This is a genomic window from Legionella bozemanae (assembly GCF_900450575.1).
GTDB classification, from domain to species: Bacteria; Pseudomonadota; Gammaproteobacteria; order Legionellales; family Legionellaceae; genus Legionella; species Legionella bozemanae.
In genome coordinates, this window is the sequence record NZ_UGGY01000001.1 from 2,489,930 (window position 1) to 2,513,869 (window position 23,940).

The following is a 23,940-nucleotide window of genomic DNA, read 5'->3' on the forward strand; positions in this document are numbered from 1 at the left end:
TGATTTATTTTTAGTGTTCACGTAATAGCATCAACTTAAACGTAGCCTGGGCGTAGCGTAGCGAAACCCGGGTTTCGGTCTTTCAGACTTTCACCCAGGCTGAATAATAAACTGCTGACTCAGTATGGTTTATTATTCTATCTTGTTCACAACAAACACTTGATTTAATTTATCTCGATTCGCAGTCACAAAATGTTGCCCTAGGCCCTTCACTTCAGCAAGTTCTTCCAAAGATTTAAAACCATGGTGGCTTTTTCGATATGCAATAATTGCTTCCGCTCGTTTTTTTCCTATGCCTTTCACTGAACCAGTAAGCATGGATAAATCAGCAGTATTAAGATCAACTTTATGAATTACTACAGGAGGCTTTTTTTTAATCGAATTTTCTTTAGTATTGACTGCATGAGCAGATAGAGTAATTACAGATAATGACAATACAACAGCAATAAATTTTGCTTTCATAATTTTCTCCTAATTGTTGGACTATATGGCTCGTTCCAGAGCCGAGCAGAAGTATCCCAAGAATTGAGTTCCCTGTCGAGAAATTTTTAATTTTTTTATCTTATTTTAATAAGTAACAAAAAATTCAAGATTCATTGCATAACACGGTTGGCATAACAGTCATCCCTGTCTACACAGGGATGGCCCTCTTTTAGACATCACGATAGACTATAGAATATGTATTCAAGTATAAAGCGCGGTACATAGAGCGTTGTATCATTGAAAACATTAAGCTGCATGATAAAGTACATAAGCAACACTTGCAGTTAATTTTTTTACCATATCCAAATGCAAAAACTCATTAGGACCATGCGCATTGGAATGAGGTCCTAAAACGCCGGTAATCATAAATTGTGCATCAGGAAATTTCTTCCCTAACATACCCATAAAAGGAATAGTTCCACCTTCACCCAAATAAGCGGCGGGCTTACCATAATAGGCCATTGATGCGGCATCAGCAGCTTTTTCCAGCCAGGAAGCAAGCTTAGGAGCATTCCATCCTTGCGAGCCATCACCTATCTTAAAACTCACTTTGGCATGATAAGGAGTTTCTTCAGTTAATGTATTGTGCATCGCTGTTGCAGCAATCTCAGGATCTACCAAAGGCGGCAGCCGCATGGATAATTTTAATGCTGTTTGCGGCCGCAAAACATTTCCTGCATCCTCTATGGCAGGAAACCCATTGGCTCCAGTAACTGTCAATGCGGGTCTCCAGGTTCGATTCAGAATCAATTGCTTCCTATCTTTTGTTACCGGTTCAACCCCTTTATGGAGAGGAAACTCTGTATAAACAGAATCCCCTAACACCTGCGCACACTGTTCTGCCTGCATTATTCTTTCTTCAGGAATGTCACAATACAATTCAGGTAATTTCACCTCACCTGAAACTTCGTCTTCAATACGACTAATTAATTGTCGAGCAACTCGAAAACTGTCGGCCACGATACCACTCGCCGCCCCCGAATGAACGCCCTCACGAATCAGCTCAACTGATAACTCGCCCACTAAATTGCCACGCAAGGAAGTAGTCATCCATAATTGCTCGTAATTACCTGCGCCAGAATCAAGACAAATAACCAACTTGGGTTTGCCAATCCTGTCATTTAGCAATTCAATGTAATAAGGCAGATCATAACTACCGCTCTCTTCACATGCCTCAATAATCAAAACACAACGAGGAAAAGGTAACTCTTGCTTCTGTAATGCACAAATCGCGGTTAATGAAGCATAGGCGGCATAACCATCATCTGCAGCACCGCGACCGTACAAACGTCCATTTTTTAACACTGGTTTCCATGGATGCAAATCTTCATTCCACCCAGACATTTCCGGCTGCTTATCAAGATGCCCATATAACAAAACAGTTTCATCAATTTCGCCAGGAACTTCAATGAAAATTAATGGAGTACGCCCTTTCAGCCGCATAATTTCCAGCATCATCCCTGCAGGCGCATTCGTCTTACACCAATTAGCAATATGGGAAACTGCCTGCTCCATTAATCCATGCTCCTGCCATTTAGGATCAAAATGGGGCGATTTATTAGGAATTTTTATATAGTCACATAAACTAGGAATGATTTTCTCTTCCCATTGACGACAAACAAAGTCATACAGTGCTTGCGGATTGAACATGAACTTGCTCCTCAATAATAGATACAATGTGCTCCGTGGCGGACTTAATATCTAGTGCATCGATTTTATTTCTAATATCCTCTTTATTATTCTCCAGTTCATGTAACGTTTGCAGTAAAGTATCACCATTCAAAGATCGATCATCAATTACGAGACTAATGCCTAATTTTTGAAAATATCGAGCATTTTGGATTTGATCTCCTCGACTTACCTCTGCTGGTAAAGGAATTAAAATATGAGGTTTACCCAGAGCTAAGATTTCATATAGAGAATTAGCCCCAGCTCGTGAAACAACTACAGATGCCGCAGCAAACAGATGTGCTAACTCTTCATTAACATATTCAAATTGTTTGTATTCTGTTTGAGCAGCCAAGGAGGGTTCTAATTTTCCTTTTCCACATATGTGAATAACTTGGTATTCTTTTATTAACTGAGGTAAAGCCTCACGAATAATACGATTGATAGAGCCAGCCCCTAAGCTACCTCCTATCGCTAAAAGACAGGGTTTATCTGCATTAAATCCACACAATGCAAGTCCATGGTCACTGTTTCCAGTAAATAACTGCTCACGAATAGGAGTACCAGTTATCTCTATTTTGTCTTGTTTTTTAAAATGTTTTTTTCCCGCTTCAAAAGTCAAACATATTTTATTGACAAAAGGAAAACAGAGTCGATTGGCAAGACCGGGACTCATATCAGATTCATGAGCAACAACAGGAATCCGCTTTAACCAAGCACCCACTACTACTGGAAATGCAACAAAACCGCCTTTAGAAAAAATCACGTCGGGCTTTAATTTATTAAGAAGAAAGAAGGATTGCGCAATACCCAGAAGGATTTTAAAAGGATCCAATAAGTTTTTAAAACTCAAATAGCGACGTAACTTACCACTACTTACCCCGTAAAATGGGATTTTAAGTGGCTCTATCATCTGTTTTTCAATACCTTGAGCAGAACCAATATAGGCGATTTCCCAGCCTTTATGGCTAAACTCTTTAATCAACGCTATATTGGGCGCTACATGCCCAGCTGTACCTCCTCCTGTAAAAACAATCATTGGCATCATAAAATCTTCCTAATTAGTAAACTTAAGTCTATGGCTTGAATTGATTTGGTAATCGCACCAACAGAAATGAAATCAACGCCTAATTGGGCTATTGCAGCAATATTTTCCAGCGTAATTCCTCCAGACACCTCTAAAGTACAATATTTTGGTTGATTCATTCTAACCGCCTTTTCAAGCATGTCCTGACTAAAATTATCCAGCATGATTCTATCAGGGTGAGCACAAATTGCTTCACGCAACTCATCCAGAGTTTCGACTTCTACTTCAACTAAAATATTTTTTTGGTTCTTTCTTGCTAAAGCAACTGCCTTTGCTACTGAACCGCAAGCTGTAATATGATTTTCTTTAATTAAAACGGCATCATAAAGCCCCATGCGATGATTAAAGCCACCTCCACACGTAACCGCATATTTTTGTGCCACTCTTAAACCAGGAAGCGTTTTCCGCGTATCCAGTAATCGAGTTGGCGTGCCGCGAAGTTTTTCTACATAATGATGGGTTTGTGTTGCTGTAGCTGAAAGAGTTTGTAAAAAATTTAATGCAGTGCGCTCGCCTGTTAAAATATTTCTTGCTGAGCCATATAAAGTACACAAAGTAGATGGGGCTGATAACCATTCACCTTCAGCAACTTGCCACTCCACTTTGATTTGCTCATCAAGTTGATTGAATACCTCATTAACCCAAGGTTGACCACAGACTACCATAGGCTCACGAGAAATAATTTTTGCTTCAGCCTGAAGATGGGCAGATAACAAAGTTGCAGTCACATCACCATCACCCACATCCTCATGTAATGCACGTGTTACATCGGCCTCTATGTGTAAAGAAGTTTTATTCATATGTTATTTCTTATCCTTCTTCAGATAGCGTGCTTTTAATAAAAGAGGGGCCATAAACGTGGTAACCATAACCATTAAAACGATTGCAGAAAATAAATCATCTGACATAACCCCCAAAGTTCGACCAATAGAAGCGAAAACCAAACCTACTTCACCGCGAGGTAACATACCGATACCAATTACCCATCGATCATCAGAAGGGCGGGCTCCATAGCCACTAAGTAATTTGCCAATCACCGCGGCGATGATTAAACCACTTGCCAAAATAATTACATTCCAATGATAAAAAGTCTCTAACTTAACTTGAATGCCAATCACAATAAAAAACATAGGCGCCAAGATGGATTCCAATGGCGATAATAAATGATAAATACTGCGATTTTCTTGTTGGGTCAAAGGAACACCATCAAAATAGTCATCATGTAGAATAACCCCGGCGGTAAATGCACCGATAATTGTTGCCAGTTGAAGCACTGAAGCGAGCCAGGAAAGAGTCATGATAAATATAAAGGAAATAAATAATTTTGCCTCCCAAGGCTCAAGAAAACGAAAAAAATGAATCGCCTTACGTAAAACAATTGGACCCAGGAAAAGAGTGCCAGCAAAAAACAACAATGCACTCACAATAATACGCAAGACAACCATCATATCTACGGAGCCACTAATTACTAAAGAACTGACCACCGCTAATATGATTAGACCCAATACATCATCCAACATTGCCGCACCTAAAATGATTTTTGCTTCTCTAGTGCGTAATTTTTTCATTTCAGTCAACACGCGTGCGGTAATTCCTATACTGGTAGCGCTCAATGTAGCGGCAATAAATAAATCGGATTGGTAAGAGCCATTAGACATTAATAGATATGCCACCGCAAAACCCAGCAGCATGGGCGCAACAACACCAATCAAAGCAACAAAAAATGAATGACGGCCAGTATGTTTTATTTCTTCTATTGAACTTTCCAAACCCACCATAAAGAGAAGAAAAATAACCCCATATCGTGAAAAAATATCAACAATATAAGTAATTTTTAAGAAATCAGCACCATGAGGACCACTTAAAGCACTAATGACTTGCTGTGCATAATTTGCATTAGGAATAACTGAAGTAACTGCTTGATTTAAAGGTACCCCTTCAAGTATTTGTCTCACTGCATCAAAAATTGAAGATCCTTCCCGCAGCAAAATAGCTAATGGAAATCCATAATAATAGAATAAATTACCAATAAGAATCCCTATCAGCAATTCTCCAAGAACGCTGGGCTGATGTATGCGTCTCGCTGTATAACGACCAATAATTGCAAAAAAGAAAATTGTAGTTACACCAAGTAATACAAATGCAACCGGATCAGTATGATCCGGTTCAGTCGAAGCAAAAGCCAGAGCAGGACCTAATCCCGCAATAAAAAGCCACCATTTTAAACGCTGCATTACTCTTTTATACCCTCACTAAAAGGCGCACTTAATAGTTCTCGAACAGAATATCTCTTTCAGCAATTTATTTCGCCCCCCTGCTAGATTGAGTCAAAATGGCTTGTTTTCTGCACTCCCATTCCATACTGCTTGGGACTCGAAAATCAAGCCATTTTGGCCAAGATAGTGGAAATGGAAACAGTCTCTATTGTTTTGCCAAAAATAAGCATGTCTCCAAAACAGAGTCCGGATTAAGTGAAACGCTTTCTATGCCTTCTTTCATTAACCATTGAGCAAAGTCTTGATGATCTGAAGGCCCTTGACCACAGATTCCTATGTATTTATTGGCCTTTTTACAAGCAGAAATTGCCATATGTAATAAAACTTTCACTGCCTCATCTCGCTCATCAAATTGAGCCGCTATCAAACCAGAATCTCTGTCTAAACCCAGTGTTAATTGAGTTAAGTCATTAGAACCAATAGAAAAACCATCAAAATGCTCTAAAAATTCTTTGGCTAACAATGCATTGGAGGGTAATTCACACATCATAATCACGCGTAATCCATGCTTACCTCGCTCAAGTCCATGTTCCTTTAAAACTTGAATTACATTGCTTGCTTCAGTGACTGTTCTTACGAAGGGGATCATTATTTCTACGTTCATCAAACCCATTTCCTCACGAACTCGTCGTACTGCTTTACACTCTAAAGCAAAACACTCCGCAAACGATTCAGAAACATAACGTGATGCACCTCTAAAGCCCAGCATTGGATTTTCTTCATGCGGCTCATATAAATTACCGCCAATAAGATTTGCATATTCATTTGATTTAAAATCAGACAACCGTACAATTACGGGCTTAGGATAAAATGCGGCGGCTATTGTTGCAATCCCTTCTTTTAATCGCTCAATATAATATTCAACAGGCGACGCATAAGCTGCTGTTTTTTCAGTAATAAACTGTTTTAATTCCTTATCTTTCAAGCGTTCAAAATCAAGTAATGCGCGTGGATGAATACCAATAGTATTGGAAATTAAAAACTCAAGACGAGCCAACCCCACCCCTGAGTTAGGAATGGATTGAAATGTAAAAGCACGCTCCGGATTGCCCACATTCAACATCACTTTCATCGGCAATTCAGGCATGGTTTCTACGTCAAGATGAACTTGCTCGTAAGGTAGCAAGCCTGCATATACATAGCCGTTATCCCCTTCAGCGCAACTAACGGTTACTTCATCACCATCACGTATGGTTTTTGTAGCATCACCACATCCTACTACAGCGGGAATACCCAATTCACGAGCAATAATCGCCGCATGACACGTTCTGCCGCCACGATTAGTAACAATAGCTGAAGCACGTTTCATTACAGGTTCCCAATCAGGATCAGTCATATCAGAAATCAATACATCACCAGGTTGGACACGATCCATTTCACTTACATCTTTAATAATTCTTGCCTTACCTTGCCCTATACGTTGCCCTATACTGCGTCCTTCGGCCAATATCTCCCCTTTTTGTTGCAGGGTATAGCGTTCCAATATTTGTTTATTGGCGCGGCTTTTTACTGTTTCAGGACGTGCTTGTAAAATATATAATTGACCGTTTAGACCATCTTTTGCCCATTCTATATCCATTGGTCGGCCATAGTGCTTTTCGATAATTATGGCTTGCCTCGCCAAGCTTTCCACTTCACTCGGAGTTAAAGAAAAGAGCAGTCGATCTTTTGCATCAACCTCAACAGTTTTAACTCGTTGCTGCTTGCTAGGATCATCACAATAAACCATTTTCAAAGCTTTACTTCCCAGATTTCTGCGAATCACCGCAGGTCTACCTGCTTGAACCCCTGGCTTGTGCACATAATACTCATCTGGATTGACTGCGCCTTGAACAACCATCTCGCCCAAACCATAAGATGAAGTGATAAATACTACTTGGTCAAACCCCGACTCGGTATCCATAGTAAACATCACACCACTTACAGCCAAATCACTACGGACCATCTGTTGAATACCTGCAGATAAAGCGACTTCATGGTGGGCAAACTGATGATGGGTACGATAAGTGATTGCTCTATCATTGAACAATGATGCAAAAACATGCTTGATGGAGAGCAAAACCTCATCAATTCCTTTGACATTTAAAAAAGTTTCTTGTTGACCTGCAAATGAGGCATCGGGTAAATCTTCCGCTGTTGCTGAGGAACGCACCGCTACACTGAAATTATCGTGGCCTATAGAGTGGGACATCTGTTCATATGCAGCTCGTACTGCATGTTCAAACTCAGGAGTAAATGGCGTATTGACAATCATTTCTCTGATTTCTTTCCCAACAACGACCAACTGCTGCACATTATTTGGATCTAAGGCCGCTAATTTTTCATAGATTTTCTTATCTAAGTTATTTTGGGACAAAAACTCTCTGAATGAATCTGCTGTTGTTGCAAATCCGCCAGGAACAGATACCCCTGCAGAGGATAAATGACTGATCATCTCTCCAAGGGAAGCATTTTTCCCACCAACCTGTTCCAGATCGTGCATGCCAAGATGTGCTAAATCGATAATATGTGTTTTGACCGTCATAACTACCCCAAGTCCATAAAATGATAGTCATTTTACTGAAAATGTGAGGCTATGGGAATTAGAAACTTTATTTGTCAGCCAACATTTGTTTTCATCCCACAGGGACAAACGATCATTTTATCGAATCTATCCAGCGGATACCTAGCTAATAGGCATTGCATGCAACCAAAGCTTGTGAAAATTCCTTGTGGAAATTCTTCTCTCCTAGAAGTTTGATAATTCCTCCCTTACGTAGTTTTTCTTCTACTCGTGAGTTGGCTCCACTTAAAATCACTCTTACGTTACGCCCCTGTAAATCTTCAATAATTTCTTCCAAAGTTTGCAAGCCAGTAACATCCATAAATGGTACCCAACGCATTCTAATGATTAATGTTTTGGGATCGGTATGGGTTACTGCTAAAGCATGTTGAAAGGCTTCTGCTGCGCCAAAGAAAAAAGGCCCTTCCACAGCATAGACTAATACTCCATCCGGTAACGTTTCTATATTTTGTCGTGCCAATTCATGTGCCAGTTCTTCTTGAGTCATTTGTTGGACTTCAACACTGGAAGCCATACCTCGTATAAAATTCAGTATGGCGATAATTACACCTATATTTACTGCGACCACCAAATCAACAAACACGGTAAGGAAAAAAGTGACTAACAAAATTACAACATCAGCTTTTGGGGCACGTTGTACTAATTTAATGAAATGTTTTACTTCACTCATATTCCAAGCGACAACAAACAAAATTGCAGCAAGTACTGTAAGCGGTATATTCACCGCCAAAGGCGCTAGAAAAAGAATGATTAAAACTAAAGTAAGTACATGGATTACACCCGCTAACGGGCTATTTGCACCATTACGAATATTGGTTGCCGTACGTGCAATAGCTCCTGTTGCTGCAAACCCTCCAAACAATGGCGTAAAAATGTTAGCTATTCCCTGACCAATCAGCTCTTGATTGGAATTATGTTTTGTTCCTGCCATTCCATCCGCAACAACTGCTGATAAAAGTGATTCTATAGCACCGAGCATCGCGATCGTAAAAGCAGGACCTATCAATTCAATCACCTTATCTATGGTGAGATCAGGCAATTTAAAATCGGGTAAGCCTTGGGGTATCCCACCAAACAAGGAACCTATAGTTGCAACTCCGGAAAAATGAAAGATAGCTTGCAATCCTGTCACAACCATTAAAGCCACAAGCGGCCCTGGAACACGCTTTAATCCTGGCACTTTATTGGAAAAAATAACCAAAAACAGTGAGAAAAAACCTAAAACGGTTGTAGGTATATTGAGCTGTGGAAAAGAGTGCAGCAAGTACCATAATTTTTCATGAAAATGGCCACTTCCACCAGAGGGAAGACCAAAAAAGTAGTGCCATTGCCCTACCCAAATTACTACACCAATTCCTGCAGTAAAACCAATAATCACCGGGGCAGGGATAAATTTAATAATGCCCCCCAAACGAGCAAGGCCAAAAAATAAGAGTATGAACCCCGCAAGTAGCGTTGAAATTTGTAACCCGGAAACCCCGTATTTAGCTGTAATCCCTGAAAGCACTACAATAAAAGCACCGGTAGGACCTGCAATTTGTAAGCGGCTTCCGCCCATAACTGAAACAATCAAGCCAGCAATAATCGCGGTATAAATACCTTGTTCCGGTCGTACACCTGACGCAATAGCAAAAGCCATCGCCAAAGGCAAAGCAACAACGCCCACAATAATTCCTGAGATAATATTTTGTAACCAATATTTCTTATGGAAGAGGCCCGCTTGATATGATTCGATGATGGTTTTCATAAAAATTTTATAACACATTCTCAAAAATGAAATCATTATACACAATCGTATTAAAAAAATATCAATTTTCTGATAAAATTCCTCACTTTATTCACATCTGAACGCGCATCTAATATTATATGTGCTTTATTATTAAGGCTAGCTACTGTTATGACTCTTACTGCTTTAAATGCGATCTCTCCAATCGACGGGCGTTATATTAATAAAACAAGGGCTTTGAGTCCTTATTTTAGCGAGTTCGCTTTAATTTATTATCGCCTGACTGTAGAAATTCGTTGGCTCGAATCTTTAGCTGCCAATAATGCAATTTCTGAAGTCCCTCAATTAGATCAGAAAGCTAAGGACTTTCTTGATGATCTGCTTGCCAATTTTGATGAAGAGGAAGCCATCAAAATTAAAGAATTTGAGAGACAAACAAATCACGATGTTAAAGCAATAGAATATTACTTAAAAGATAAGTTCCAGCATAATGCCAGTTTGCAAGCAATTACTGCTTTTATTCATTTCGCGTGTACCTCAGAAGATATCAATAACTTAGCTTATGCTTTAATGGTCAAACAGGCAATTGCCCAGGTCATTCAACCCACGCTTGCTGAAATTATGGGAGGCATTACGCTACTTGGAAAACAGCATGCAGATGTACCTATGTTATCCAGAACACATGGCCAACCAGCAACACCTACAACTATGGGGAAAGAGTTAGTCAATTTTGTTGCCCGTCTTAAAAGGCCACAACAGCAATTATGTGAAGTATTGATCCCTGGTAAATTCAATGGTGCCGTTGGTAATTATAACGCTCACGTTGTAGCTTATCCCGAAGTTGATTGGCGCAAGCACTGTGCTAATTTTGTTACATCCCTGGGTTTATCTTTTAATGCCTATACCACACAAATCGAGCCGCATGATGGGTTAGCGGAAGTATCACAAATTATGGTACGCATTAACAATATCCTGCTCGATTATACTCAAGATATTTGGAGCTATATTTCTCTGGGTTACTTCAAACAAAAAACTGTAGCAGAAGAAGTGGGTTCATCCACTATGCCCCATAAAGTAAACCCCATTGATTTTGAAAATGCCGAGGGAAATTTAGGAATGGCAAATGCCCTCTTCATTCATTTTGCAAATAAACTGACTCAATCACGATTGCAGCGCGATTTATCTGATTCTACCGTATTGCGTAATATAGGTATGGCATTTTCTTACAGCCTTATTGCCTATCTGTCCCTGGCCAAAGGTAATGATAAATTACAGATCAATAAGCGTCCTTTACAAGAAGACTTAAAATCAAATTGGGAAGTATTAGCTGAAGCGGTACAAACCGTGATGCGTCGTTATAATGTGCCCAATGCCTATGAACAATTAAAAACTTTAACCCGTGGGCAAGGAATTGATGAGCAAAGCCTCAAACAATTCATTAAGGGGCTCTCAATACCTGAGGAAGCTAAAGAACAATTAATTAAACTCACGCCAGAAAACTATACAGGCTTGGCAACCCAGTTAGTAAAGGCCTTTTTATGAGTGAGACACTCTCGCAACAAGGACAGACCTTTGAGTTTGATGTCCTTGTTATGGGCACAGGACTGGCGGGATTGCAATATTGCTTGCAGTTGATTCAGCTGCAGCCTCGGTTAAAAATCGCGTTAATCAGCAAGGCAGAAGCTATTGAATGCAATAGCCGTTATGCCCAAGGCGGAATCGCGGCTGTTTTTTCAGCAGAAGATTCTCTGGAATCGCATATTTCGGATACCCTGATTGCTGGAGATGGACTGTGTTATTCGCCAGCCGTCGAATTTATTATTCGACAAGGCCCAGAGATGATAAAACAGCTGAATCAATATAATGTTCACTTTAAGCAAGATAGCAAAGGAAATTTTCACTTGGCTCAAGAAGGAGGACATTCCCATCGACGTATTTTTAATTGTGGTGATCAAACTGGCTTATCGATTACCCAAACAATGAATCAACTCGCGCAACAGCAGCATCAAATTCATTTTTTTGAGCATCATGTAGCGGTTAACCTAATTACTCATTACCACCCTCATCGTACCGATATTCAAGGAGAGGTTTTAGGCGCTTATATTTTGGATTGTACTGCAAATCGAATTCATACTTTTTTAGCAAACTGCGTGGTATTAGCTACTGGAGGCGCAGGTAAAACGTATCGATATACAACAAATCCTATGGTTGCCACCGGCGACGGGGTAGCCATGGCTTATCGTGCTGGAGCACGAGTTGGCAATATGGAGTTCTATCAATTCCACCCGACTCTGCTGCATCATCATTCTTTAAATAATTTTCTCATCTCAGAAGCTGTGCGTGGCGAAGGAGCTTTCCTCAAAAATGCCGAAACAGGCGAACGATTTATGAAACACTATGCCCCTGAGCAAATGGAGTTAGCAACACGTGATGTGGTTGCACGTGCTATTTTTAGTGAAATTGAACATAGCCAAATGGGATATGTTTATTTAGATATTACCCATCAATCCAAAGAATTCCTGAAAAAACGTTTCCCGCAGATTTATACGACTTTATTATCCATTGGCATTGATATGAGCCAAGATATGATCCCTGTGGTACCAGCAGCACATTATCAATGTGGGGGCGTACTTACGGATATTGATGGACGTACGGATTTAAAACGGCTCTATGCCATAGGAGAAGTTGCTTTTACCGGTTTACATGGTGCCAATCGCTTGGCAAGTAATTCATTGCTTGAAGCTTTAGTCATGGGTTCCAATGCAGCTCGATGTACTTTAAAAGATGTTTCTGCTCCGTGGAAATACACTGAACATATTCCTAACTGGAGTGCACCTAGCGAAGTTAATACCCGCCGCGCCAGTCAAATTAATGCTCAATGGCGTGGCTTAAGAGGAGAAATGACATCTTATGCAGGCATAGTACGAACTGAAGCAGGGCTTGAAGATCTACTACAATTAATAATGAAACGTAAAAAAATAATTGAAGAATATTATTGGAAGCATAGTATCACCCGAGATTTTATTGAATTAAGAAACATTATTCTTAATGCCGAACTTATTGTAAGGGCGGCTCTGGCAAGACGAGAATCACGTGGCGGTCACTTTCGTGAAGATTACCCAAATAAGAAAGCCGAGGCACAAGAAAGCATTGCCAAACTTGGATTGATGGATACTTCGCCAGAATAAATAATAAATGTAGCCTGGGTGCAGCGTAGCAGAACCCAGGATTGAGGAGCTTATTTATATCCAGAAAACCCGAGTTCCGCTACGCTGCACCCAGACTACAAGTACTGGTATAACCAAAGTAATACATTAAAATGATTTGAGGCAAAATTGATGTTTAAAAACTCCACTCTTTATAAACCTGAAACTACCTTAATGCATATCAGAAATGATATGAGTATTTGCCAAAGTGACTATCCGATCGACTGGTATCAAGAAGAATTCATTCCCTATGCTCAAGAGTACCAGGCCTTACCTGATCGTAAGCTTACAACAGTTTTAGGCTGGATGACTCCTTATCTTAAAAAAGCTCAAGATCATTTTGGTGAGCGATTATTGCTTTTGGCTCATTATTACATGGGTGGCGATATTGTCCGTTTAGTGGAACAATTTGGAGGACTTATCGGTGATTCCTACCAATTGGCCTTGATGGCAGCTGAACATCCTGAAAAATCCATTATTATTGAATCTGCCGTGCATTTTATGGCGGAATCTATTAGTATTTTAGCGAATGCAAACCAACAGGTTTATATTACTAATCCTAAATCGGGTTGTACCATGGAGATGCTTGCCAAGGACTTCATGGTTGAACCTGCTTTTCTTGATTTGAACGAACGTTATGGTGCTGAGAATATTTTGCCAGTTTGCTATATGAATACGTCCGGTCGAGTCAAAGCATTAACTGGTGCCCAAGGGGGGGCTGTTTGTACGAGTTCTAACGTAAAAAAAATATTTCAATGGGCGCTAAAACAAAATAAAAAGATCCTTTTTATTCCCGATCAACATATGGGAGAAAACGTAGCTTATTGGTTAGGAATAAAAAATCTTGCTTATTGGCCTGGTGGAACGGCAGGAGCACAATATTCACTTGCAGCTCAAGATTCGAAAACCCTGAAGCAGCTTGATGAAGCCCAATTAATATTATTTGCAAGCCAATGCGCCGTACATACACATTATCAACCTGAAATGTGTGATTATTGGAATAATCAAGGATACACTACTATCGTTCATCCAGAATGCCGTAACTCAGTCATTAAAATAGCACAACATTCAGGTTCCACAGCATTCATCTGGGATTATGTAGTCCATGATCGTGCTAAAACTAAACGTTATGCGATTGGTACGGAAAATCATATGGTAGAAAATCTAAAGCAATATTGTAACGGTTTAAATATAGAAGTAGTCAATTTGGCTGAAGCACCCAAAAAAGAAAATGAAAAAGGAATAGGCTGTGGATGCGCTACGATGTCGCGTAACGATCCTCCTCATCTAGTCGCGCTTGTTGATTTATTAAGGCAGGGAAAAACAATGTCTTATAATGAAGTTAAAGCAGGCGACGTAGTTAATGAATTCACTGGAAGTAGAAACAGGCTACCAGCAAAAGATCAACAATGGGTTATCGATAATGCTAAAAAATCTTTGCAAATGATGATAGATATCACCGAAGATCGCATTTGATGACCTAATTTCATAATAAAAATGGCCTGGATCATCCAGGCTATAAATAGCTTAATGACAAGCACAGTCAGGTGATTGCGTACCATCTTTACACTTTAGATGACCAGTAGATTTATCACATTGTGCTACCCCACCATGCTTTGCGCAACACCCTTTGGTACTGGAAGTTGTGCCCGTTGATTTTTTACAAGTACATGTAGGAGAAGCAGTGCCATCCTTACACATTTGATAACCCGTAGTTGTGTTACAAGAAGCAACGCCCCCATGCTTTGAACAACACGCTGCATTTGCTCCAATTAATGGGCTACTCAATAAAAAAAGAATGGCAATAAGCTGGCCTATCCATCTTGAAACTGAATGAATATTTTTCATTTGAAACTCCATTTTCATCAATGACATTAATTAATATAGACCATATTTATTCATGCCATAAATTTCAAAAGTTTCATGCGGTATAAAATTGGCACTGCTCCAATCCTTGAGTGCAAACAAAGCCACCTAATGTATCAATCCAATGGTAATCAAGACGTGAGGGAATTTTAGTAGGAACTTGCCACCAAATTGAATATTCACCTGCTGAGTTCTTGTAAGTGCACACCACTCCTTGCCCATAACCAGCAACCAAAATATTTGCCCGCACAAAACTGGTATTTTTATCCCCTTGCGGGCGATTAGGCGAATAAGGATTCACCACCCATGGATCTGGTGGAACGCCCCATTTTAAAGAAGTAGTTTGGGGATCAGGACAATTTGTTGCATGGCCCATTGCCGTAAATTGTGCAAGAAAAAAACTAAAAATAACAAAATGATATTTCCTCATAAACCCCTCTTAAGTAATAAACTATTTTTTAAATAATAATATACTAAAACCCATTGTGAGAATTTATTTCTTTGTTATAATGGCCGCTTAAATGCCTGGGTGGCGGAATTGGTAGACGCGCCGGATTCAAAATCCGGTGGTGGTGACACCGTGTGGGTTCGAGTCCCACCCTAGGTACCATTGAGACCATTTTTAACGGTTCTTAATGGTTCTAAACAGTACGTACCATCTCTTCTTCTCAAATCGTTGGGTCTTTCCCAATTACGGGGGCACTCACCAGTTAACAACACAGCACCCTAACACGGGTTCTATAATTTTCAAAGTTACGAAAGCCATAAGCTCTTCTTTGTATCAACTTCATCTTTCTATGAAACCCTTCTGTAATGCCATTAGACTTCCTAAAACGCCACATACGTACTATCTCTTCTTTCCATTGGCAGAATGTTTTTCCGAGAGCTGCCAAAGCCTTAAATGGACTACTTTTCAGGTCATCAAGCATATTTAAAAACTGCGGAATCATTTTTTTACACCAATCTTTATTCATGGACTTGTGTAGGAGTAAAGAATGAACTTGTTGCTGGAACTGATATATAGCGTTTATAGCTGGATTGTCTTCAAGAAATGCATCACGCTTAATCCTTCTTTGAGGAGTCAATCTATCAGGTCGTGTACGCAGTAAAGCTAATATACCCCGATTACTTTTTACTTCGCTCGATAGCTCGCGGTAAGTCATCATACATTGATGTTGAAGCAAGCGAATGACATGAAATCGATCTGCTACTATTTTTGCATTAGGAAAATGTTTTTTAACAATGGAGCGGTACGTACTACTTAAATCCATACAGACTACTTTGACTCGTTCTTTTCCGACCAAGGAAGCCAGGTAACTGGAAAGGTCTGTTTCACTTCGCCCTTTAACAATATCAAAAATTTTATGCTTTTTGAGGTCACAGAGCGTTGTTGCAAATCCCTGTTTTCGGCTAAAGAAATGTTCATCAATACCAAGCACCACTGGGCATGGTGTATTCATGAGTTCTCTTGCTTGCTCCTGATAATGGCGATGATACCAACGCTCAATGGTGGCTTTTCCTTTATTAAATTGCTGGGCAAGGTCTTTTTGAGAAATACCACGAGTATAATCATGAAACACAGCGGCTTGTAAACGCCATGTCGAACGCTGATGTTTATTAATACCCGGGAATTGTTGATTACCGTATCGTTTGCACATATTGCAATAGAGTTTATACGCTTTAAAACGCAATAAAGTGCGACGATTACCAATTAACTCATGAGCTACCGTGCGTATATATGAGGACTTCTTACGAACCATTTTACTATGGCAATGCGCACAACGAGGTAACCGATGATAAGAAATGTCCAATATAAGTGGTTGATAACCACTCACTTTTTCTATGGTAAAACCAGGTAAATTTAAGATAAGATTATGCTTGGGCACTTTAATCTCCAATTTGATCGCGAAATCAATTAGTTAGTCTAGACTAACTTGATTAAAGTGCCCCCTTATTTGGGGTAGAGCCAAAAAAGCGGTCGTCCGTCGAGTACAACCTCCTTTTTACGATTAATCTTGCCAATATTAAACTAAAAATCAGCCTATACTATAAGGAAGCACAATATGCGCTTTACGCAACTTAAGGAATTAAGATGTCGACTAAGTGGATAAAAAGTCATTTGACTTTGGTGGCTGGACTGTCATTGCCAATACTGCTCATGCTTGTTTTCGTTATTTCAAACATTCCTTTTTTTAAAACAGATCCTCCACGTTATAGTCTTTTATTTTCTATCTTGGACTCTTCTACTTCACCTTTTCCTGTGCAAGTTAACTTTATTGTTAAAAATAATCGGTTAGTAGCTCAATATTCAAAAGTTCAAAACAATTATTGGGGAGTTAAAAAGCTCTATTTTTTTGACGCAAAAAAGCAAAAGGTACAAGAAATTCCTATAGATTTTCCAAACCTTAACAACACTACAACTTTTAAAGAAGAAGTGGTGCAATCAACCAAACAATTTAAACTGGATACCTCACTGGAGTCTCCTGATGGTTATGTCCTATACACCAATAATGATAATTTAAACGCAGGCTTACTATCAGATCTTTTTCTAGGCAGTAACTATCGAAATAATACGATATGCCTCAAAAAGAACTCTACTTGCGTCAAATTATACAATTTAAACACACGCTATTTTACTTCGAATAATGTCCAATTTATTGGTTGGGTTAAACCATGAATAAAGAAGATGCGTTAGAAAAAATTGTTGAGCTAGCCAAACGCTACCAAATCGACATTAGAGAAATAGCATCGGCATTAAATCCCTCTCAGGCTATAAGCTCTGTAAATGATACAAATTGGTTAAATAAACTGTATAGCTATATAGGTGGGATACTTATCTTTGCAGGTATTAGTGCCTTGATTGCCATGAAATGGCAAGACTTTAATGTCTACGAGCGTGTTACTTTGACACTAGGTTTTGGCTTTTGCTCATTTATTTTGGCATTTGTATGTCTAAAATACCCTAATTACCAAAAAGCTTCGACACCTTTATTCTTGATTGCCCTATTCCTTGAACCCACAGGTCTTGTCATTTTATTGCAGGAATACGATTTAATGTTGCCAATATGGTGGATATTAATCATAGCTATTATCTATTTCACGCATCTGCGTTTCGCCATTTTATTGAATAAGCCTCTCATTCTTACAATCACGACAATTGTATTTGGATGGATCCTTTTTGCTTATACAGAAGATAATAGCCGTATTATTTTAAATTTGAGCTTTGGCTTTTTAATTTTCCTATTGGGTCTTTATTATCAAGAGAAGCAATATAAAATCACAGCTCCTTTATTTCTTGTTGCTGCGGTTCTTGAAGCCAGCGGATTACTTACTCTCTTATCGCAATACACTTCCATCTTAATGCCTACCTGGGGAGTACTCGTGGTAAGCTTCATTCTTTTTCTGCAGCATGGCATTGCATTTATAAGCACCAGGCTTACTGTATTGGCTTTTATTACCCTGATTTTTCTTTATTCTTTTTTCCTGGCAGCATTCGAATTACTCGGTGTGCCAGAGCGCTTAAAATGGTTTATTCTCAGTGCATCCTTATTAGCTGTCAGTTCATTTATAAATCACTCAAAATATCAAAGTATCGCAGGATTACTTTTTTTTATCTCATCACTGGCACTACTTTTAGTAGCCTTCGACATCGTTAAAAATAAACCTTATGAAATACTTTATTTGGGATTAGCTTGTGGCTTAATTTATATGGCCATTATAGAAAGCAGCCGAGTCTTACTCATAACTGCAAGCTTAGCGACACTGGGCTTCATTTTATATTTTTCAAGTCAGCATTTCCCTCACACTATAGGCTGGCCAATTACCTTAATTTTAATTGGATTACTCTTGGTTGGCGTCAGTGGTATTGTCATCAAATTAAATAAAAAATATATGTAGAAAAGTAGTAGGGGCTGTTTACAATTCGCTATCTTGCGTCTAAATGTTCGATTTTAGGACACAGAAATGGAGAAGCATGTGACTATTGGAACGCATAAAATCGCAGCTTTTTGCTTGATTACTGCACAGGATTCAATTCTCCCTCTTTCTCTACTTCATCTAAATCTTGTTGATTTTCTTTAGTTTGCTCTTTGATCACGATTAAAAAAGGGATAAACGCTAAAGCAAATATAACAGAGAGTTGGTACAAACCAACCCAGCCTATAGCCATTTGAATGCTTGCCGCGACAGGCCCAGAAATAATACGAGGTATTGTCGATAAAGCCACAAGCATCGAAAATTGAGTTCCTGTGTATTGTTTATTAACTAAACGCATGAATAAGGCGACCAATGCTGTAGACCCCATGCCTGCTGCAAAGTTGTCAAAAAAGACGGCCATTGCCAATAAGGTAACGTTCTTTCCTGCTATGGCCAAAGCAACAAATAAAACATTAGTTAATGCTTGCAGTAAGCCAAAAAAAAGCAATGAGCGATATAAAGAAAACCGCATCAATAAAAATCCTGCACACACCCCCCCAAGCAAGATGGACCCAACCCCTAACATTTTATTGATGTAACCAATAGTCTCTAAAGAAAAACCAAGCCCCTGAATTAAAAAAGGCATGACAATTCCGCTGGTAGTCGTTGTAAATGCTTCTCCTAACTTGTAACAAAATATAAAGAGTAAAAGAGGAATAACTCCTGGACGAAATATCAATTCCTTTATAGGAGCTACAAAAGATAAAACAAAATTATTCTTTTCTTTGATTTCAACACTAGGCTCTTGACTAAAGAACACCGCAAACATACCAGCAATCATCAGGAGGCCCATAAAACGATAAGTAAAATCCCAGCCTAATTTCTGAGCCAGAACCAAAGCCAAACCACCGGATAATAGTAAAGCAATCCGGTAGCCTAATACTGCTAAAGAAGCTCCTAAAGCATGTTCATTAGTTGGCAAATATTCTGCTCTATGAGCATCGATTGCTATATCTTGGGTAGCAGAAAAACAAGCTAAAATCAAAGCAAGAAAAGCCATTAATTTAGGATATTGTGCCGGAGTAAACCAAGCCATTAAGTTAAATCCGAGAAGCAATAAACATTGCATGCTTAAAATCCAACTTCGCCTTTTCCCCATGCTAAATAAGGAATAACGATCCAGAACAGGCCCCCAGAAAATACGATAAGCATAAGGCAAACTAATTAAACTTAATGTTCCAGTAGCGATAACTGACATCCCGCTGTATGCAAACCATGCTTGCAGGGTACTGCTGATTAGCGCCATTGGTAAGCCAGAGGAAAAACCTAAAATGAAAACAATAAATAGACGCTTGTTCATCTTGCGGAGCTCTCTAAGGCAGGATAACTTGTTCTCTAAAAGAAATCCCACTCTTGTTTTCAAGAGCGGGATACGATAAGGAGAGAAAATCCCTCCTTATGATTAGGCAGATTTTTTCACAGAGATCAAATGAATTTTGAAAATCAAAGTTTCATTTGGACCTATAGGACCACCTACACTACGTGGACCATAAGCTAAATCTGAAGGTACATAAATTTCCCAAGTAGAACCGGCAGGCATTAATTGTAATGCTTCAGTCCAACCAGGAATTACTTGTGATACTTGGAATGTAGCTGGCTTACCTGTTTTTTCAGTGCTATCAAATACAGTACCATCAATTAAAGTACCAGTGTATTCAACAGTTACTGTGTCCGATTTGCCGGGTTTATTTCCTGTGCCTGCTTCAATAACTTTATATTGCAAGCCGCTTGGCAATACAACTACGCCAGATTTTGATTTGTTAGTTGATAAAAAGGCTTCGCCTTTAGATTTGTTTTCTTCAGCTTTTTTATTAAACTCAGCGCTGCGTTTTGCCATCAACTCTTTTTGGAATTTATTCAGAACATCTTTCATTTGTTGTTCAGTCAAAATCAATTGGGCACCAGACATTCCGTCTTGCATTCCTTTAGCTAATGCGTCCGGATTAATATCAATACCTTGATTTTTGAAGTTTTTCCCTAAATCAGCACCAATACTATAAGATAATTTATCTTTATCCGTAACAAGCGATGTAGCATCAGTAGCAGCAATTACAGTAGACATTGCCAGCCCCATGACGGCCGCAGTGACCAATTTCATCTTCATAAAGAATCCCCTTGTAGTCTTTCTATTGTGCATATCTTTCTAATTTTTTGCTAAAGAAAAATATTACATTTTAAAATGCAACATAATTCTGCCTAAATTCATAGAAAATTACCAGTATTTAGCGCGATTAATTGTAACTATATTATAAAGCTCCTTACATTAAGGATAATCTTAATGCATATCAATTTATAGACTAATCCAGGAAAGGATGCACGACAAATCATTAAAGAAAATAGTCCACTATAATTAAAATAGACAAATAATTAAGATTTCTCTACACTTTGCACTAATTGTAACAAGAGATTATCCCACATGAATATCAGTGTATTTGATTTATTTTCCATTGGAATTGGCCCATCAAGCTCGCATACTGTAGGGCCGATGCTTGCTGCTAATGCTTTCTTAAAATTACTGGAAGACAAACAACTCATGAATCAAGTTCACCGGGTTAAAACCGAACTTTATGGTTCGCTGGCTTTAACCGGAAAAGGTCATGGGACAGATAAAGCCATTTTAAATGGGCTGGAAAATAAGGCTCCCAAAACTGTTGTCCCCGAGTCTATGGTGCCTCGTATGCATGAAATCATCGACTCCCATACGTTAAACCTGGCAGGTAAGAAAAATATTAACTTTAACGAAGCAACTGATTTTCTTTTTTTACAAAAAGAACTTTTGCCAAAACATTCTAATGGAATGCGTTTTTCTGCTTTTGATAACCAGAACAATTTATTAATTGCACAGATTTATTACTCAATTGGCGGTGGCTTTATTACTACTGAAGAAGATTTTTCCAAAGCCACTGAAGATACAAACCCTCCTCCATACCCATTTTCAACAGCAGCCCAACTTCTAGAACTGTGTCAGAAAAATAATTTAACCATAGCGGAATTAATGTTAATTAATGAAAAAACCTGGCGTAGCACAGAAGATATCCATAAAGGTATTTTGGCAATTGCCAAGGTCATGGATGATTGTATTGCCAATGGATGTAAACACGATGGCATATTACCTGGAGGGCTTAATTTAAAAAGACGCGCTCCTGATTTATATAAAAAACTTATGAATGAAAAAGGAGTAAAAAGCGTTTTTGAGCAATCCGATATTATGAATTGGTTAAATCTTTATGCCATGGCAGTCAATGAAGAAAATGCAGCTGGTGGACGCATCGTTACCGCACCAACTAATGGTGCTGCAGGCATTATTCCAGCGGTACTAAAATATTGCCAGCATGCACACGATAAAATGAGTGATGAAGACATTTACACCTATTTCCTTACTGCCGCAGCTATAGGCATACTTTATAAAAAAGGAGCTTCCATTTCTGGGGCCGAAGTGGGATGCCAAGGCGAAGTTGGTGTTGCTTCCTCTATGGCTGCAGCAGGTCTTACAGCAGTTCTGGGAGGAACCGTTGCTCAAGTGGAAAATGCTGCAGAAATTGCCATGGAACATCATTTGGGTATGACCTGTGATCCAGTCTTGGGTTTAGTACAAATACCTTGTATTGAACGCAATGCTATGGGTGCAGTAAAAGCAGTGAATGCAACACGAATGGCACTCATTGGTGATGGTCAACACCAAATTTCTCTAGATAAAGTAATCAAGACCATGAAACAAACAGGAATGGACATGCAAAGTATTTATAAAGAAACCTCGATGGGGGGATTGGCTGTTAATTTACCTGAATGCTAAGAATAAGTATAACCGAATGTTTTAGCAGTTTTTCCTATCAATTTTTCTAAACTAAATAGTCGATGCCTGTGCACTGCTTCAAAGAACAATTGAATATCCTCCTCTGAATTTAATGTGGAGGATATTTCTTTTACATTTTCCCCCAATTTTTCCATCTTCTTGTTCACTCTCATATTCCGATACTTGTTATCTCCTGTACGATCTTTAACAAAAAATAAATTTTTACTAATGGATACCCACGCAGTCTCACCCTTACTGTTAACAATTTCGTCTCTATGTTCCGCAGAATTTTGAACTTCATTTTCTAAATCAGTTACAGAATGTTTTGTTCGTAAGAGCCTGGCAGGTAAATGACCAACCACTAAGTCAAAACTATATACATCATCAAGATCTTCTTCTACGAATGACGACATGGATTCACGAAAACTTTTTAATGTACTAATTGCTTTGTCCGTTTCATTCTCCTGTTGATGAGTATTCATATAATCATAAACTGGACAGTACTTATTTTGATTGGATAACATCGAGATACTGTCCGTCACAAAATAAGGACATGTACGACCCGCTGCTTGTAAAATATCTACGGGAATATAGATTTTTAGAGGGCATAATTTACTCAAAATACCAAACTTCATCATGTTGCTTAATAAATTAGCTAAAACGAGTGATTGCATAAAACCTAGTGGATCACAAATCAAAATATCTAAAGAAGGTGGATTTTGGGATCCTATAAAATTAAACTCCAAAAAGGACCAATGGTTTATTTGTTCGCTTCCGTCCCATTTTGCAATAGCAATCTGAAAACGCAAATCTTTTTCACTGTACCCAATCATGTGTTCAATAATCTCAGAAAACCATTCCATTTCGTCAGTGCTCATAGCGAATGCATTAAAATTATCTCCTGATTTTTCTAACCGTTTTATTTTTTTTAAATATAAAAAAAATGCCATGAGGTCTACAGGTACATTGCCTGGTTTCCCACTCAGTGCTAACAATTCTTGAATCGCTGAAATATTTTTCATGATATAACCAGGTTGATTTTTAATTATTTTATTTATATTAATTAAATCAAAATTAATAAAAAATAAAGCAGTTTTTGATAAAAGAATCAAAATATCAATTTGATCAAAATTTTTCTTTTTATATCTTTTCATATAAGCGCAATTTTCTAGCACATAATAAAACTTAAAACATAGGAATGAGGAGGATTTAATCTCATATAAAAAACTTAACGAGCATGAGTAAAAAAACTAACAGAAAAGACATTCTTTTAACGAATGGAGCACAAGTACTCAAA

19 protein-coding genes and 1 tRNA gene are annotated in these 23,940 nt (G+C 38.7%); 7 read left to right on the top strand and 13 right to left on the bottom strand.

The window, feature by feature from the left end:
• Window positions 1-132: 132 nt before the first annotated feature.
• The 7 genes from DY223_RS10905 to DY223_RS10935 all read right to left on the bottom strand — a co-directional run bounded on the left by DY223_RS10905 (window position 133) and on the right by DY223_RS10935 (window position 9,824).
• Window positions 133-462 (bottom strand): ComEA family DNA-binding protein, encoded by a 330-nt coding sequence (locus DY223_RS10905; RefSeq protein ID WP_058459664.1) that lies wholly within the window; start codon window positions 460-462, stop codon window positions 133-135.
• Window positions 463-729: 267 nt separating this feature from the next.
• Entirely contained in the window at window positions 730-2,133 is a 1,404-nt protein-coding gene (locus DY223_RS10910) for a M20 family metallopeptidase (protein ID WP_058459663.1), read from the bottom strand.
• Entirely contained in the window at window positions 2,108-3,199 is a 1,092-nt protein-coding gene (locus tag DY223_RS10915) for an undecaprenyldiphospho-muramoylpentapeptide beta-N-acetylglucosaminyltransferase (RefSeq protein WP_058459662.1), read from the bottom strand. Before DY223_RS10915 ends, DY223_RS10910 begins: the two co-directional genes overlap by 26 nt.
• On the bottom strand, window positions 3,196-4,038 hold the full coding sequence (gene nadC / locus DY223_RS10920; RefSeq protein WP_058459661.1) for a carboxylating nicotinate-nucleotide diphosphorylase: 843 nt from the start codon (window positions 4,036-4,038) through the stop codon (window positions 3,196-3,198). Before nadC ends, DY223_RS10915 begins: the two co-directional genes overlap by 4 nt.
• A 3-nt stretch (window positions 4,039-4,041) precedes the next feature.
• The gene (locus tag DY223_RS10925; RefSeq protein WP_058459660.1) at window positions 4,042-5,472 is read right to left on the bottom strand and encodes a cation:proton antiporter; all 1,431 of its coding nucleotides are present in this window, start codon (window positions 5,470-5,472) and stop codon (window positions 4,042-4,044) included.
• Window positions 5,473-5,659: 187 nt separating this feature from the next.
• Complete coding sequence (gene ppsA, locus DY223_RS10930) at window positions 5,660-8,038, bottom strand: phosphoenolpyruvate synthase (RefSeq protein ID WP_058459659.1); 2,379 nt, start codon at window positions 8,036-8,038, stop codon at window positions 5,660-5,662.
• Window positions 8,039-8,183: 145 nt separating this feature from the next.
• Window positions 8,184-9,824 carry a SulP family inorganic anion transporter gene (locus DY223_RS10935; RefSeq protein ID WP_058459974.1) on the bottom strand — a complete coding sequence of 547 codons (1,641 nt, stop codon included), beginning with the start codon at window positions 9,822-9,824 and terminating at the stop codon, window positions 8,184-8,186.
• 150 nt (window positions 9,825-9,974) lie between these two features.
• Between DY223_RS10935 and purB the strand changes: the two genes are divergently transcribed.
• From purB to nadA, 3 genes are all read left to right on the top strand, one after another.
• Window positions 9,975-11,345 carry an adenylosuccinate lyase gene (purB, locus tag DY223_RS10940; RefSeq protein WP_058459658.1) on the top strand — a complete coding sequence of 457 codons (1,371 nt, stop codon included), beginning with the start codon at window positions 9,975-9,977 and terminating at the stop codon, window positions 11,343-11,345.
• A complete protein-coding gene (gene nadB, locus DY223_RS10945) occupies window positions 11,342-12,991 on the top strand; it encodes an L-aspartate oxidase (protein ID WP_058459657.1) in 1,650 nt (549 codons plus the stop codon). The genes purB and nadB overlap by 4 nt, the downstream gene beginning before the upstream one ends.
• Window positions 12,992-13,141: 150 nt before the next feature.
• Window positions 13,142-14,485: a quinolinate synthase NadA gene (gene nadA, locus DY223_RS10950; RefSeq protein ID WP_058459656.1), complete on the top strand. Its 1,344-nt coding sequence runs from the start codon at window positions 13,142-13,144 to the stop codon at window positions 14,483-14,485.
• A gap of 51 nt (window positions 14,486-14,536) precedes the next feature.
• On the opposite strand, the gene DY223_RS10955 is transcribed toward nadA, so the two are convergent.
• Both DY223_RS10955 and DY223_RS10960 read right to left on the bottom strand, forming a co-directional pair.
• On the bottom strand, window positions 14,537-14,857 hold the full coding sequence (locus DY223_RS10955; protein WP_058459655.1) for a hypothetical protein: 321 nt from the start codon (window positions 14,855-14,857) through the stop codon (window positions 14,537-14,539).
• Between the two features lie 73 nt (window positions 14,858-14,930).
• A complete protein-coding gene (locus DY223_RS10960; RefSeq protein WP_374930664.1) occupies window positions 14,931-15,251 on the bottom strand; it encodes a DUF3757 domain-containing protein in 321 nt (106 codons plus the stop codon).
• Window positions 15,252-15,398: 147 nt separating this feature from the next.
• Between DY223_RS10960 and DY223_RS10965 the strand changes: the two genes are divergently transcribed.
• Window positions 15,399-15,485 (top strand) — tRNA-Leu (locus tag DY223_RS10965).
• A 100-nt stretch (window positions 15,486-15,585) separates the two neighbouring features.
• On the opposite strand, the gene DY223_RS10970 is transcribed toward DY223_RS10965, so the two are convergent.
• The gene (locus tag DY223_RS10970; protein WP_115684314.1) at window positions 15,586-16,761 is read right to left on the bottom strand and encodes an ISL3 family transposase; all 1,176 of its coding nucleotides are present in this window, start codon (window positions 16,759-16,761) and stop codon (window positions 15,586-15,588) included.
• 206 nt (window positions 16,762-16,967) lie between these two features.
• On the opposite strand from DY223_RS10970, the gene DY223_RS10975 reads away from it, so the two are divergent.
• Window positions 16,968-17,552 carry a hypothetical protein gene (locus tag DY223_RS10975; protein WP_058459400.1) on the top strand — a complete coding sequence of 195 codons (585 nt, stop codon included), beginning with the start codon at window positions 16,968-16,970 and terminating at the stop codon, window positions 17,550-17,552.
• On the top strand, window positions 17,549-18,772 hold the full coding sequence (locus tag DY223_RS10980; RefSeq protein ID WP_058459401.1) for a hypothetical protein: 1,224 nt from the start codon (window positions 17,549-17,551) through the stop codon (window positions 18,770-18,772). Before DY223_RS10975 ends, DY223_RS10980 begins: the two co-directional genes overlap by 4 nt.
• A gap of 118 nt (window positions 18,773-18,890) precedes the next feature.
• Here the strand turns inward: DY223_RS10980 and DY223_RS10985 are convergent, their stop codons facing one another.
• Window positions 18,891-20,150, bottom strand: coding sequence for an AmpG family muropeptide MFS transporter (locus tag DY223_RS10985; protein WP_058459402.1), 1,260 nt, complete (start codon window positions 20,148-20,150; stop codon window positions 18,891-18,893).
• 102 nt (window positions 20,151-20,252) lie between these two features.
• Entirely contained in the window at window positions 20,253-20,954 is a 702-nt protein-coding gene (locus DY223_RS10990) for a BamJ family beta-barrel-assembly machinery protein (protein ID WP_058459403.1), read from the bottom strand.
• Window positions 20,955-21,266: 312 nt separating this feature from the next.
• On the opposite strand from DY223_RS10990, the gene DY223_RS10995 reads away from it, so the two are divergent.
• Complete coding sequence (locus tag DY223_RS10995; RefSeq protein ID WP_058459404.1) at window positions 21,267-22,643, top strand: L-serine ammonia-lyase; 1,377 nt, start codon at window positions 21,267-21,269, stop codon at window positions 22,641-22,643.
• Here the strand turns inward: DY223_RS10995 and DY223_RS11000 are convergent.
• Window positions 22,640-23,797 carry a hypothetical protein gene (locus DY223_RS11000; RefSeq protein WP_235810513.1) on the bottom strand — a complete coding sequence of 386 codons (1,158 nt, stop codon included), beginning with the start codon at window positions 23,795-23,797 and terminating at the stop codon, window positions 22,640-22,642. The genes DY223_RS10995 and DY223_RS11000 overlap by 4 nt on opposite strands.
• Window positions 23,798-23,940: the final 143 nt, after the last annotated feature.